This window comes from Desmonostoc muscorum LEGE 12446 (assembly GCF_015207005.2).
In the GTDB taxonomy this organism is placed as follows: domain Bacteria; phylum Cyanobacteriota; class Cyanobacteriia; order Cyanobacteriales; family Nostocaceae; genus Nostoc; species Nostoc muscorum.
Genome location: NZ_JADEXS020000001.1, coordinates 5864788 through 5880076, shown reverse-complemented (window position 1 = coordinate 5880076; position 15289 = coordinate 5864788). Strand labels below are relative to the sequence as shown.

The 15289-nt window shown below is 42.5% G+C and carries 8 protein-coding genes; 5 read left to right on the top strand and 3 right to left on the bottom strand.

Going from position 1 to position 15289, the window contains the following annotated elements; all coding sequences use genetic code 11:
* Positions 1-173: 173 nt before the first annotated feature.
* Together IQ276_RS24965 and IQ276_RS24960 are read right to left on the bottom strand one after the other, a co-directional pair.
* Positions 174-1721, bottom strand: a complete 1548-nt coding sequence (locus IQ276_RS24965; RefSeq protein ID WP_193918369.1) for an AAA-like domain-containing protein — start codon at positions 1719-1721, stop codon at positions 174-176.
* Positions 1722-1818: 97 nt separating this feature from the next.
* Positions 1819-3201, bottom strand: a complete 1383-nt coding sequence (locus IQ276_RS24960; protein WP_309245607.1) for an AAA-like domain-containing protein — start codon at positions 3199-3201, stop codon at positions 1819-1821.
* 740 nt (positions 3202-3941) lie between these two features.
* Here IQ276_RS24960 and IQ276_RS24955 point away from each other — a divergent pair.
* The 4 genes from IQ276_RS24955 to IQ276_RS24940 all read left to right on the top strand — a co-directional run bounded on the left by IQ276_RS24955 (position 3942) and on the right by IQ276_RS24940 (position 11948).
* Positions 3942-4178: a hypothetical protein gene (locus IQ276_RS24955; protein WP_190884594.1), complete on the top strand. Its 237-nt coding sequence runs from the start codon at positions 3942-3944 to the stop codon at positions 4176-4178.
* A gap of 320 nt (positions 4179-4498) precedes the next feature.
* Complete coding sequence (locus tag IQ276_RS24950; protein WP_193918366.1) at positions 4499-5938, top strand: NHLP bacteriocin system secretion protein; 1440 nt, start codon at positions 4499-4501, stop codon at positions 5936-5938.
* Between the two features lie 597 nt (positions 5939-6535).
* Positions 6536-9064, top strand: a complete 2529-nt coding sequence (locus IQ276_RS24945; RefSeq protein ID WP_235115945.1) for an NHLP family bacteriocin export ABC transporter peptidase/permease/ATPase subunit — start codon at positions 6536-6538, stop codon at positions 9062-9064.
* Entirely contained in the window at positions 8976-11948 is a 2973-nt protein-coding gene (locus tag IQ276_RS24940; RefSeq protein WP_235115944.1) for an NHLP bacteriocin export ABC transporter permease/ATPase subunit, read from the top strand. The genes IQ276_RS24945 and IQ276_RS24940 overlap by 89 nt, the downstream gene beginning before the upstream one ends.
* On the opposite strand, the gene IQ276_RS24935 is transcribed toward IQ276_RS24940, so the two are convergent.
* Positions 11945-13315 (bottom strand): AAA-like domain-containing protein, encoded by a 1371-nt coding sequence (locus tag IQ276_RS24935; protein ID WP_235115943.1) that lies wholly within the window; start codon positions 13313-13315, stop codon positions 11945-11947. The two genes, IQ276_RS24940 and IQ276_RS24935, sit on opposite strands and share 4 nt — an antisense overlap.
* Positions 13316-13877: 562 nt before the next feature.
* Between IQ276_RS24935 and IQ276_RS24930 the strand changes: the two genes are divergently transcribed.
* Positions 13878-14870 carry an NAD-dependent epimerase/dehydratase family protein gene (locus IQ276_RS24930; RefSeq protein WP_193920493.1) on the top strand — a complete coding sequence of 331 codons (993 nt, stop codon included), beginning with the start codon at positions 13878-13880 and terminating at the stop codon, positions 14868-14870.
* The last annotated feature ends 419 nt before the right edge of the window (positions 14871-15289 follow it).

The following is a 15289-nucleotide window of genomic DNA, read 5'->3' as shown; positions in this document are numbered from 1 at the left end:
GAATACAGCAGAATTAAAAATTCTAGCTACCAGATATAGATAGTGTACTTCAGGCTTCTTGAAATCTGTTGTATCTACCTAGATTTAGCAAATCAATAGATGTAGGCTTGCCGTGATTGGCAGGCTTATTTTTATTCATGCCAATCTAAGATCTAAAATCCAAAGTTGTTTGACTAATTACAAATTGTTTTGACTCTGCCTTGATGCTCTATCTCATTACATTTGAGGCGTGATTGCAGAGCATCAATTTTTCGTAAAAGCGACATTCCCCACACGATAGAAATCGCCAACTTGATGGTCATACCCAGAAGTAAAAGTGCTACGATTCTGGAAGATCTTCTCTGTTGAGCTAGCCTTTTTTGTTCTTCTGCAAGTCGCGCTTCGACTTCTTTGGCACGTTCAGCTTCTAATGCTTGCTGCATTTCTCGGCGGTCTAATTCTTCACTAGCAGCTAAAAATAGATAATCTAAGTTGCTCAGACTTTTGCCATTTGCCCAAGCTTGGGCATCAATTAAAGCTTGTCCACGCAATAGGCGAGATTCATCCTCTTGGTTTGAGGCTACCCATGCATTGAAACTTTCGTAGTAAGGACGTAAGTTAGCTAATTTTTTTCTAACCCATTCTAGATTGAAAACTTCTTCATAAATACGGTTTTTTATTCGGAGAAAACCCTGCTTTTTAATCACCAAACCAGACAGCAAAAGTTCTACCTGTTCTCGACTATCGTCAACGGCTACTTTAACTCCTTGGAGGATTTGCTGATAAATTCCCAGCAATCTGGCGGCAGATTGTTCGTTTCTGAGAATGCGATCGCGAATTGTCCTCAGATGCTCTGGTTCATCTTGGGATTCCCATTTCTCGATCATATGCGATCGCACTACATTTTCTATCCAAAATTCTTCTGTTCCAGGTGGGATTTTGAGCTTTCTACCCAGATCATCTTGAGACAATTTGACAAGCAGCCCACACAGTTTTTGAGTTAGAAATGGTTGCCCTTGCGTCCAAGACAATACCTCTTGCAAGACTTTTTGGGGATTATTCCCTTGAATATCCAACCCCAAAGCTAATGGTTGAGCTTCTTCAAATGTAAAACCATTTACTTCTATAGCTTTACCAATATTAAATGGGGTAGTGTGATTGCGATATAAAATTAAGTCTGAAGGTGTCGCAACGCCGAAAATTGCAAATGTAATCCGATTGTATTCTGGATTGATTGCTCGTTGATTATAGCAAAATCTAATCAAGCTAAAAAAGTCATCGACTGGGAAATCTAAGCTCAAAATACTATCAATTTCATCAATAAAAATAAACAGTCTTTCATTAGGGAACTGAGACAATAGTATTTCTGAAATAAAGTGACTAAGTTTTTGAACTAAAGATATATCTTTTTTTTCTTGCCACCAGGTTTTTAAATTAACTTTTCCTAATAGCTGAAAACCTAACCATAAATCGCCTGCTACTCCTTTGTACCACTGTTCTGGAGTGATATTTTCACAACCAATATTGGTCATATCAACGGTGGCGCATCGAAAACCCTCTTCTTGTAACCGATGTTTTGTTTTCACCATCAGTGAGGATTTGCCCATTTGCCTACAGCTGAGGATATAGCAAAATTCACCTTGTTTTAAAGCATGGTAGAGATTGACATCTGCCTTGCGCTCAACATAGCTAGGAGCATCACTCGTGAGGGTACCACCAACTTGGTATCGATAATTGTTCATTTGATTTTAAATATCTTCTCTTGCTTTATCAAATAAGTTATCTAAGAACAAAAATGAATATTTTAATTATTTACTTTTCAAGATTTTACCAGAAGTATTAGCATTCTGAGTGCTTTGCAAGCTGTTGGCTAAAATAAAGACGATATAATTCACACATGACACAAGCTTGATTGCCATTGAGTTGAACTAAACCCATGCTTTCTAGTTTATAAGCTGCGATCGCATCTAATTCTACCTTGTCATCGCTGGCAATTACCTGTTGCATAGCAGACATTAATTCTGGTTCTTTTTGCAGTAAACTTAGCAGTTCTCGTAAATGCTGAGTGTAAATTCCCGCTGGTGTGGATGCTGTTTCTAATAACATTTCTAAGGTCATTTCTTGCCCAGATAAATGATATAGTGCAAGACTCACCAAATAAGGATGTCCGCCCACCATTGCTTGTAGAGGTTCAAGGCGTCGTAATCCTTCGGAATCTGCTACCCACTCTAGCCCGTAACGCAATGCTAAATCCTGTACTTGCTTGAGGGTAAACGGTGGTAGAGTAATTGTAATCCCGACATTAAAAGGCGATTGGTTGAGCTTCAGGGGAACATAGATTTCTGTGGTGTGAACTACCACCATTCGTAGTTTTTGCCATAACCTGTCTTGCTTTGCTTGTTCGTGCCAAAATCGCAGCATTGGCAAAAAGTCTTGGGCAATATTCGGATGTTCAAAAACTCGCTGCACTTCATTCAAAGCTAAAACCACAGGACTTTCAGTAATGTACTGTAATAGATACCCTTCAAAATAGATTTTGCAGCTGACTTTGCTGCCCATTTCTGTATCCCAAAAATCATCTAGACAGGGAACGAGGTTTAACTGCCTGGTGACATAAAGACAGAACCAACGTAAAAATTTATCTAAGGAAGTAAAAACTTCTTGGTCAGCTTCTTGAAAGTCCAAGTAGATAATTTGATAATCCTGCTCTTTAGCATAAGCAATCATTCGGTTAAGCAGGGAACTTTTTCCCATTTTTCTAGGTGCTTTAATTCTGATTAAGCAACCAGGGTGTAATATCTCTTTACAAATCAGTTCTTCTAGTGGAGGGCGATTGATGTATAAAGGAGAATCCAGTGACACTGGACCACTGGGATAATCTATCTCGCTACCTAAGAACAAGTCAGGAAAAACCATTTCTAAGCTAGATTGTCTTCTGAAGTTTTGTTCGGTCTGATTCCGCTGATGACCAATTCTGTCTTGCAGATGTTTGCTTAAGGCTACATGCAGATTTTTTTTTGTTACTCTTTTTCCAAGTGCTAGAGAAAGGTCTTGCCACAACTGAGAGCCAACTTCTTTGATGTAGTGATTGCCATAACCTGATGTTTTTGACATTTCGCCATAAGTTTTACCCAACCACGATTGATACAGCACAAACAGCTGAATGGAAGCAAGAGGTTTGTCTTGCAGAATTCTTTCTACAGCTTGCAGAATATCTTCCACGGATATTAAAAAGTTAAAATTTGTTATGTAAATGTACTAGATTTTATTTACTAATAATATCATACTACCGAATAAATACTTGTTGAAGAAAAAAAATTGTCAGGAGTATTTTGATCGAGATGATTAGCGACTGGGGACAAGTGCCGCTATGAAGTCAAAAGTATTCTGAAATGAACTTTTTAGGTATTTCCAATGGTTGCTCTATTTACGCCGTAAGGTACTATAGCAATCCTAAATGAGTTGTAATAAAATTCACCCCCCGTTTTCAAACACCCTCTTCCCAAGGGGGGAACTATGGGGGGGGGGTAGCAACAATTTCAAATTCTCACAAATGATTTAGGACTGCTATAGCGCGTTTTGAAGCCTCGACGTTGACGTTGCTTTGTTGCGTTGTCCTAACCTTAACTCAACCTATGTTTCCAGTTTGAAAGCAGGTATTAGTGAAGAACTTTCTTAGTACCCAATCCCCAATTCCTTTGACACCACTAAAGTGGGAAAAGTGGGTTTTGGTGGGAAAAGTGGGAAGTATTCTGAATAACCTTGCTTTTTTCATTCATTTTTTGTAAGTTAACCATTAGCAATTTTCACTAAGAAATAAAACGTTTAGTAACCAAACTTCTGGCTGCCAAGCGTAATTAAAAGTCTCTGGATACTCATTTTTTTGGGGTAGCTGACAACTTTGTTTGTCTGGGATTCTTAGTGAAATAATTAACCTCATTTTGTATAAGGAAGAAATTCTGATGTCACATATCACTTTTGAACAAGAAGAAATCGCAGTTATGACAGAGTTGAACGAAGAAGAAATCAGTGCAGTAATCGGGGGAACTGGTTCTGATGATGACTTCCTAGATGTGGGAAATGTAAACATCCTCAACGGAAGTCTTAATGATATAAATGTGAACGTACTCGGCATTCAAAACACCAATGTAGCAGCAGGTCTTTTGGGTGGACTGGCTAAACTTTTCGCTGCCAACTAACTTTTGAAAAATGCAGTGGCCGGCTGTGCTACCAAAACTTTTTTTATCATGTTATGTAGGAAGAGTACAAGCTCAAACAGCACTATAAATAATGATTAGGAAGTTTACGGTAGGAAGTTACACGGCAAACTGCTTTTAAAGTTCTGAGCGGAGGCAGCTTCCGCTCACTTTATTTATAATGTCTAGACAAAATTCAAAATCTTTACTATCTCAGGTTCGGTGTTTCATTAAGTGCTAGATTAATTATTGGAAGCAGCAAAATTTTAGTTTTTCTAAATTGTTCCCTATGTTGACTCCCACGTAAATTGGGATGGTATTCGGTGACTAGCCAAAAAAGTAACCTGTTTCGGAAAGAAGCTTTAGAACGTGCTTCTTCCCCTGAAGAATTAGATCAAATTATGCAGGTAGTCAGCCCGAAAAAGTGGCTACCTCTAATTGCTGTTGGTTCTTTGGTGGTGACTGGACTGACTTGGAGTTTTTTAGGTCGAATTCCAATTACGGTGACGGGTACTGGCATTATAGTCTATCCCAGCACGGTTACTTCGTTTCAATCACCGATCGCCGGCAGGTTGCGAACAGTGAATGTTCGCGTTGGTGACTTTGTAAACAGAGGAGATGTGCTGGCGACTCTAGACCAAAGCGAACTCATGAAACAGCTACAATTAGTACGCTCTAAATTAGAGCAACTACAGCAAGAGGATCGCGAAGCTAATTTAGTGCAGCGACTGCGGCAAAATGCAGATCAACAGGCGATTCAACAGCAACGCCAATCTTTGCAGCAAAATCTCCAAACACTACAAAAGCTAACACCGATTTTAAGGGAGAAAGGGGTGGACTCGATCCAACGCGATCGCGCTACCCAAACACAAAGTCTACAATCTTTCCGGGAACTGCTGCCGACTTTCAAACAGAGATTTGATAACCGCAAGCGACTATTGGCAGAGGGAGCAATTTCTGGAGATACAGTACTACAGTCACAGCAAGATTACTTAAACGCTGTTACACAAATTAACCAAGCCGAATCCCAACTCAAGCAACTCGATGTCAAAGAAGCAGAGGCCCAGCGGCAATATCTCGAAAATCTCAACTCAATTAAGGATTTGGAAACCCAGTTAAAGCAACTAGATAGTAAACAAGCGACATTAGCACAACAAGACTTAGAAGTTGTAACTAACCGCAAAAAAGAAATTCAGGAAGTGCGGCGGAATATTACGCAATTAGCAGTGCAATTATCGAGTAATAGCTTAATCAAAAGCAGCTACTCCGGAAGGGTTTTAGAAATTTCAGCAACACCGGGACAGGTTGTTTTACAGGGTACACCCATAGGAGCGATCGCTGCACAAAAGCGATCGGCTCAACTGGAGACTGTAGGATTTTTTCCAGTTGGTGATGGTAAGCAGATTCAACCAGGAATGAAGTTACAAGTCACACCTAGTACCGCACAACGGGAACGCTTTGGTGGCATTATAGGTACTGTCACAGATGTCTCAGCTTTTCCCGTGACTAAAGAAGGTGCATTAAGCGTAGTAGGCAATTCCGAATTCGTCCAAGGTTTAATTTCACAAGGGCCACAGATTCTCATCACCGCCCGACTGCAACCAGACCCTTCCACAATCAGCGGCTACAAATGGTCTTCTTCCCAAGGGCCGAATATGAAAGTAACTTCAGGAACCACTACCTCCATACAAGTCACCGTCGAAGAACGTGCGCCGATTACATTTGTTCTACCAATTTTGCGGTCTTGGAGTGGGGTTTATTGAACAAGGGAGTGGGGAGTAGGGAGTGGGGAGTAGGGAGTGGGGAGTGGAGTTGTGATTTGGGGATTAGCAACAAATAAATTTTCCAATTTTGTGAGGTGGACATCTTGTCCGCCTTTGGTTATGGGCGGGCGAGACGCCCACCCCACAAGAAGAGTGAGGTACACCTGTAGGGGCACGGCACTGCCGTGCCCCTACACCTCGCTATATCATGTTGCACATCTGAATGGGAAGCGCTATAAAGACTCATTCAGGAGTATTAAACACTCGTTGGCGAGTATCAAAGACTCATTCATGAGTCTTAATTTCTACCAGATTACAAATATAAATTATTCTCCCCATCTCCCCCACTCCCAATACTGCGTAGGTTTTGGAATTTCTTGGTTGAGGCAAGCAATCTTTAGCAGGGGGAGAAATGGAGGCTGGCGTTGAGTTTTGCCTCCCCTGCCTCCCCTGCCTCCCCTGCCTCCCCTGCCTCCCCTGCCTCCCCTGCCTCCCCTGCCTCCCCTGCCTCCCCTGCCTCCCCTGCTTCCCCTGCCTCCCCTGCCTCCCCTGCTTATCCGAGCAGTATTGCCCCCACTCCCCACTCCCCACTGACTGATGATGATCTCACTTTTTATGATCTTGTGGCGAAATCTGCAAAGCCTACTCAAGGCTAAAAACAAGCGGTGTCGCACTCCGACTCTGTTGCAAATGGAGATTGTAGAATGCGGCGCTGCTGCTTTGGGAATTATTCTGGGTTACTATGGTCGCATTGTCCCGCTGACGGAACTGCGGCAAGCGTGTGGTGTGTCGCGGGATGGAGTTAGTGCTTTAAATATCTTGAAGGCTGCCAGAAATTATAAATTAACTGCCAAGAGCTTTAAAACCAACTTGGCTGCCCTGTCTGAGTTAAAATTACCCTTCATTGTATTTTGGAACTTTAACCATTTCCTGGTCGTAGAGGGATTTGGCAAACAGCGAGTTTATCTCAATGACCCTGCTACTGGACGACGCAGTGTTTCTGTTGAAGAATTTAGCGGTGCTTATACAGGTGTCGTGCTAGCTTTAGAACCTAGTTCCGAATTCCAGCAAGGGGGACGCAAACCCAGCACTATTCTTGCTTTGTGGTCACGGTTGCGAGGCTCCATTGGGGCATTACTATACTGTGTGCTGGCGGGGTTTTTGCTGGTAATTCCTGGACTGGCCATACCTGCATTCTCCCAGATATTTGTAGACAACGTATTAATTGAGCATCGGTATGAGTGGTTACGTCCCCTAATTTTAGGGATGATTTTCACAGCCGGACTTAAAGGATTTTTGACGCTGCTACAGTTACAGTTTTTGCGTCAGCTGAAAATTAAGTTGTCAGTGGGTATGAAGAGTAAGTTTTTGTGGCATATTCTTCGCCTACCCGTGAGTTTTTATGACCAGCGGTTTGCTGGGGAAATCATTAGCCGGATGCAACTCAACGATAGTATCGCTAATATGCTTTCGGGTCAATTAGCTACCACAGTGATTGCCGCAGCTTCAGTATTTTTGTATGTGGTAGTGATGCTGCAATATGATGTCGTGTTGACCTTAATTGCGATCGCCTTTGTTACTGTTAACCTCGCTGCTTTACAGTGGGTGAGAGGGCGGCGCGTGGATGCCAACACTAGACTGATTCAAGAATATGGAAAAGTCAGCGGCGTAGCAATTTCTGGTCTTCAGAGTATGGAAACACTCAAGGCCTCCGGGTTAGAGTCAGATTTCTTCTCTCGGTGGGCGGGTTATTATGCCAAAGCCATCAACACCCAGCAGGAATTAGAAACAACAAACCAAACATTAGGAGTTTTACCAGATTTCTTATCGGCGATCGCCTCCATGTTACTTTTAGCTGTAGGTGGTTTGCGAGTCATGGATGGAACCATTAGCATCGGCATGTTAGTAGCCTTTATGGCCATGATGCAAAATTTTTTCCAGCCAATAACTAATCTCATCAATCTGGGAAGTGACCTGCAAAAGATGGAAGGAAATCTAACTCGCCTCGATGATGTCTTGCGTAACCCAATTGATTCGCAGCTGGTGTATGGGAGAGATGGGGGAGATGAGGGAGTGGGGGAAGATGAGGGAGATAATCAAGAAAATACTTCCTCATCCTCCTCATCCCCCTCATCCCCCTCATCCCCCTCATCCCCCTCATCCCCCTCATCCCCCTCATCCCCCTCATCCCCCTCATCCTTTAACCCTCTGCCCAAACTCCGGGGATATGTGGAATTATGCAATGTGACATTTGGCTATAGCGAAATTGCTCCACCGCTGATTGAAAACTTTAATCTCTCTCTCCAGCCTGGTCAGCGAGTGGCTTTGGTGGGTGGGAGTGGTTCTGGTAAGTCTACCATTGCCAAACTTTTATGTGGGCTGTACCAACCGTGGCAGGGAGAAATTCTGTTTGACGGCAAACCCAGAGAGCAAATTGAGCGCCAGGTACTAGCTAATTCTATCTCTGCGGTAGAGCAAGAGATTTTGTTGTTTGCTGGCAATGTCAGAGACAACTTAACGCTTTGGGATACTACTATACCCGAAAGTCATTTAGTCCGAGCTTGTCAAGATGCCGCACTCCATGATGTAATTCTTTCGCTCCCAGGAGGTTATGGTGCCGACCTCTTAGAAGGTGCTACTAATTTGAGCGGTGGTCAGCGGCAACGTTTGGAAATTGCCCGTGCTTTGGTGAATAATCCCAGTATCCTGGTTATGGATGAAGCTACTAGTGCCTTGGATGCTGAAACAGAAAAGACGGTCACTCGTAATCTGCGTTTGCGCGGTTGCACTTGCATAATCGTGGCGCATCGTCTCTCAACCATCCGAGATTGCGATGAAATTATTGTCCTCGATCGCGGCAAGATAGTCCAACGGGGAACCCATGAAGAATTACAGCAGGTTGAGGGAGTTTATTTACAGTTGATTCGTAGTGAGGGAGATGGGGGGCAGGGGAGGCAGGGGGGGCAGGGGAGGCAGGGGAGGCAGGGGAGGCAGGGGGGCAGGGGAGGCAGGGGAGGCAGGGGAAGAAAATACTTTTTTGTCTCTCTCATCTGCCTCTGCACCTCTGCCCCTCTGCCCCTCATCTCCTCTAGACGAAGGAGAATACTATCGCTTTGGGGGGAATGAATCGATACTATTAAACGATCCGCAGATAATTTGGGTGGTAAAATCTGGTTACTTGGCGCTATTTGCGATCGCTGTTCATGATGGCATTCCTGAAGGAACTCGTCGCTACTTATTTAGTATCACAGCAGGACAGGCGATGTTTGCCACTCCATCAAATTTAGATGGTAAACAGCACGAAATTTTAGCGGTGTTTTTTGAAGATACAGAACTCCTGAAAGTATCGACAGATGACTTTAATCAGTTGTTTGTTGATGCTAATAGACAAGCAGTAGCTTTAATAGAAGACTGGATTGATCAATTAGGTTCGGTAATTGCTGGCATCACGACGCCAACCACACCAATATTACCCCAAGGAATTCACTACTTTTCCTTAGCCAAAAACCAAATCTTCCAACCCCAGGGTCATGTATCATGGGTGCAAATCTTACAAGGGCGTGCTAAATGGATGGGATTTGAGGATTTGCTGTTAACTTCTGCCTCTGGTATGTTACCTCTACATCCAAATATGTGGCTAGAGGCAAGTGATACAGTTGAGTTGCAAACCCTTACCACTCTGGAAATTCCAAATGTAGATGCTTTGTTAGGTGGTTTGTCTCAACTACAAACTTATTTCCTCCATTGCATTGAACTGCTGCAACGCCAGGAGATGGATGCAGAATTACTCAGATTTGCAGCCAGGGAACGTCTTGAAAGCCAAGTGATGCAACAGACGTTGGCAGAATTGGCATCTGTATTGCCACAGCCAAAGTCAAACAGGTTAACTGGTAGCTCAGAATTGATTACTAGTGTTGATGCAACTCCAAATCAAGCCTTGCTAGTTGCAGCTGGTGCCGTAGGACGAGCCTTAGGAATTACGATTCGTCCCCCAGCTGCCTCAGAAGATTTTAACCGAGTGCAAGATCCTGTAAAAGCGATCGCCCGCGCTTCCCGTATTCGTGTGCGGCGAATTCACTTGCGGAACAACTGGTGGCAAAAGGATTGTGGGGCGATGTTGGCATTTACACTTGGTGACAATCAGCCAGTGGCACTGTTACCAATATCTGATACTCGTTATCAACTCTACGCTCCTGGGCAACAGACGCGCATCTTTGTAGATGCCCGCATCGCAGCAGCCCTAGCTCCCACCGCCTACGTATTCTATCGATCTTTGCCTGATAAACAGCTAAAAACTCTTGATTTGCTTCGGTTTGCCGTCCAAGGACATTACAAAGAACTAACTCTAATTTTAGTAATGGGAGTTACCATTACTTTGTTAGGAATGCTGACGCCTCAAGCTACAGCAATCATCATCGACAAAGCCATCCCAGACGCTAATCGGGGGTTGTTGAGCCAAATTGCTCTGGGTTTAGTCGCTGCTGCCTTTGGCAGAATGTTGTTTCAATTAACACTTGCATTTGCCACCATCCGGCTGGAAACTTTTGCTGATTCTGCCACGGAAGCCGGAGTGTGGGATCGATTGTTGAACTTAAAGCCTACCTTTTTTCGTTCATTCTCGGTTGGTGACTTGAATTCTCGAGTCACAGCTATTAGTCAAATTCGCCAAAGACTCGGTAATACGGTATTAAAAACCATCTTTTCGAGTTTATTCTCACTGCTGAATGTCGGACTATTGTTTTACTACAATATTTCCTTGGCTCTCATAGCTTGTGTGGTGGCACTGATAAACACTGCTGTCACCATCATTTCTGGTATTCTCATTGTCCGTAAAGTTCGCCCCCTACTTGAACAAGAAGGACAAATCTTTGGCGTGATGGTGCAGTTGATTAATGGAGTTGCCAAACTACGAGTTGCTAAAGCTGAAGCCCGCGCCTTTGCCTACTGGGGTAAAAAGTATACCCATCAACTGAAACTCATGCTGAGTACCCAAGGTATTGAAGATAGCGTCGCAGTCATTAATCAAGTATTACCTGTGTTAACAACTGCCGCTATCTTCTGGTTTGCCACTACCTTAATTGGGCAGTCCCAAACCCCAGGAGCAACTGGTTTCTCTACTGGCACATTCTTGGCATTTAATGTGGCTTTTGGCACATTTATTAACGGAGTCACTAGCTTGAGCAGTACAGTGGTGGAAGTTTTGCAAGTTTTACCATTGTGGCAAAGGGCACAGCCAATTCTCCAAGGGGAACTAGAAATCACTTCCACTCAGGCAGATCCGGGAAGGCTATCAGGTAAATTAGTTGTAGATGGGGTAAGTTTCCGCTACCGTGATGATGGCGGCTTAACGTTGGATAATGTCAGCATCCATGCCGAAGCCGGAGAATTTATTGCCATTGTTGGCCCTTCTGGTAGCGGTAAATCAACTTTATTGAGATTACTTTTGGGGTTTGAATTCCCGAAAGCTGGCACAATTTACTACGACGGACAAGACTTGGCTTCTTTGGATGTCCATGCTGTGCGCCGCCAATTAGGTGTTGTTATGCAAAATAGTCGCTTGATGTCAGCCTCAATTTTTGAGAACATTGCCAGCGGCGCAGTGCTGACAATGGATGAAGCTTGGCAAGCAGCACAGATGGCAGGTTTTGCGGCTGATGTTGCGGCGATGCCAATGCAGATGCATACAGTTGTCAGTGAGGGAGGTACTAATCTTTCTGGTGGACAACGCCAACGGTTGTTAATTGCTAGGGCTTTAGCATTGAAACCGCGAATTTTGCTATTTGATGAGGCGACCAGTGCGTTAGATAATAGAACCCAGGCAATTGTCAGTGAAAGCTTAGAGCAGTTAAAGGTGACTAGAGTTGCGATCGCTCATCGCCTGAGTACCATCCAAAATGCTGACCGAATTTATGTCCTGGATGGTGGCAAGGTAGTACAGCAAGGTAATTTCACTGATTTGGCAAATCAACCAGGGCTGTTTGCCCAACTGATGTGGCGACAGTTGCTTTAGTTTTTTGCCAACTGTTGACTAAAATAAAGACGATACAACTCACACATGACACAGGCTTGATTGCCATTGAGTTGAACTAAACCCATGCTTTCTAGTTTATAAGCTGCGATCGCATCTAATTCTACCTTGTCATCATTCGCAATTACCTGTTGCATAGCAGACATTAATTCTGGTTCTTTTTGCAGTAAACTGAGCAGTTCTCGTAAATGCTGAGTGTAAATTCCCGCTGGTGTGGATGCTGTTTCTAATAACATTTCTAATGTCATTTCTTGCCTAGATAAATGATATAGTGCAAGACTTACCAAATAAGGATGTCCGCCCACCATTGCTTGCAGCGGTTCAAGGCGTCGTAATCCTTCGGAATCTGCTACCCACTCTAGCCCGTAACGCAATGCTAAATCCTGTACTTGCTTGAGGGTAAACGGTGGTAGAGTAATTGTAATCCCGACATTAAAAGGCGATTGGTTGAGCTTCAGGGGAACATAAATTTCTGTGGTGTGAACTACCACCATTCGTAGTTTTTGCCATAACCTGTCTTGCTTTGCTTGTTCGTGCCAAAATCGCAGCATTGGCAAAAAGTCTTGGGCAATATTCGGATGTTCAAAAACTCGCTGCACTTCATTCAAAGCTAACACCACAGGACTTTCAGTAATGTACTGTAATAGATACCCTTCAAAATAGATTTTGCAGCTGACTTTGCTGCCCATTTCTGTATCCCAAAAATCATCCAGAGAGGGAACGAGGTTTAACTGCCTGGTGACATAGATACAGAACCAACGTAAAAATTTATCCAAGGAAGTAAAAACTTCTTGGTCAGCTTCTTGAAAGTCCAAGTAGATAATTTGATAATCCTGCTCTTTAGCATAAGCAATCATCTGGTTGAGCAGGGAACTTTTTCCCATTTTTCTGGGTGCTTTAATTCTGATTAAGCAACCAGGTTGTATCACTTCACTACAAATCAGTTCTTCTAGTGGAGGACGATTGATGTATAAAGCAGAGCCTGTTGGCACAGGACCACTAGGAAATTTCATCTTACCGACTGAAAATAAGTTTGGATAAGGCCTTGATAATCTGAATTTTTTGTTTAACTGTTGTTGTGGTTGATTTTTTTGCCAACTTATTGCTTGCGAGTATTTGCTCAAGACTAAATGCAGATTTTTTTTTGTTACTCTCTCTCCAGCTGCTTCGGACAAGTCCTGCCACAACTGAGAGCCAATTTGTTTGATGTAGTTGGTACCATAACCTGTTCCCTCTGACATCTCATCGTAAGTTTTGCCCAACCACGACTGATAAAGCACAAACCACTGAATGGAATCGAGAGATTTTTCTTGTAGAATTCTTTCTACAGCTTCTAGCAATTCTTCCACGGTTATTAAAAGTTAAACATTTAATAAAATTACAGATTTCCTTTGGCTTAGTAATAATATACAACCGAAAAAATACTTGGATAAAGAAAAATCTATCAGTTTCATTATGTTCCTAAAATAATCAGTATTGAAAATACATATAAGTATAAAATTTTATTAAGTATAGATTGTTGATTTGAGCGATCGCTACCCACTCTCATAATTAGGACAGCTTCATCATTGCTAGTGGCGTCCTGGATATAATAAGTATTATTACTTAAAAAAATGTAAAATAACTTAATTATCAAAAATATTTTACTGATTGTGAGTTCATTTTTGCAGCAAAATACATGTCTTATAGCAAAAGCCTTGGTGGTTAGGACATTAACAGATGATAAAACCTAGACACAAAAAGACTTTTCACCCAGTCCTCAGTCCCCAGTCCCCAGTCCCTTGCTATACATAGTAGGAGGCGTAGCTGAATGCACCATGAATAGCGAATAATGCCGTACTTTCCGCAACAACGCATCGTACAATTTAATTAATAAAACCCTTGTAATATAGCAATTACAAATTACGATTTATGTCGGACAACAAAGAATTTTCATCCGAAAAAAGTTCTTCCATTAAAAATATCTTGATTTTGGGTGCAACCGGCTATATTGGCGGAGCGCTGTGCCGTAAGTTTTCCCAGACAGAAGATTTCGCCGTCTTCGCACTTGTCCGTCCAAGTAGTGATGTTGAGACCATAAAGCCTTTCTGCAAGGAAATAATCCGCTCTCAAGAGGTAAGTTTTTCCAGCAATGATGTTGCCCAAGCAATTCGCAAGCATGATATTACAACAGTAATTAATGTAGCTTGGCACATGCCTCCAGAACCAACCAAAGAAGCTCAATTTGCCAAAGACCGTATAGCATTAGAAGCCGCTTTACACGGTGCTAGGGCAGTTTCACCAGATATTCATGTAATTACAACCAGCGGCAATTTTTCTTTGATTACCGCCGATGGAGGACGAATCACCGAAACACCTCCGCCAAAAGGCTATACACGACCCGAATATTTAGCATGTTTTGACTTACTAGCAGGTGTAAATGTGTTGAAAGATGGGCTAGTAGAAGAATATATCAGCAATGGAGGTAACGCTTCCATTGTGTATCCTTCATCAGTGTATGGTCGGGCACCAACTCGTGGCAGTTTCTGGGATTTTGCAATTCAGCAGTTCATTACAGGGAAACCACACCAAGGCTCTCAGCCATTTCCACCAGATTTTATGACGGCGTGGATTCATGTTGAAGATTTGGTAGACTGCTACATTGCCGCAGCACGAAAAGGCACTAAAGGAGGACATTACCTGGCTGCGCCGGAAAGTTTGAGTATTAGCCAGATGTCAACTTTGTTTGCCGAGGCCGCTGAAGTAGAATTCGTTGCGCCAGTCTTTGAAAACAAGGACAAAGTTATATTTGATGATTCTCATACTAGAGAAGTGCTTCAACTTCAATGGAAGTATAAAGTCGCTGATGAGGTGAAAGGTTGGGTAGAAAGAATAAAAGAGTTAGGAACTTATTTTTTACAGTAAATATTACCAATTAGCACAGTGGCACTAGGCATCAAAACGAGAATCCTTAGATTGTGCCGCGCATCATTATTTATCAGTTTTGTTTAAGCATTAGGTGCAAAGACTCAAGCTGTTGTTACTCAGGTTCAACCATTTGTCACAAATGCATAAGCAATTGCTGCAAATGAGTACCCATTTATAATTAATGCTTAGTTTTTTTGCTAATTTTTTAAGCATTCATTATGAATGAGACAGCAATTGCTACAAATGAGTACCCATTTATAATTAATGCTTAATTTTTTTGCTAATTTTTTAAGCATTAGTTATGAATGAGACAGCAATTACTAAAAATGAGTACGCAATTGCAGCAAATGAGTATCCATTTATGATTAATGCTTAATTTTTTTGCTAAAAGACAAACGTTTGCAACTTCTGCGTCT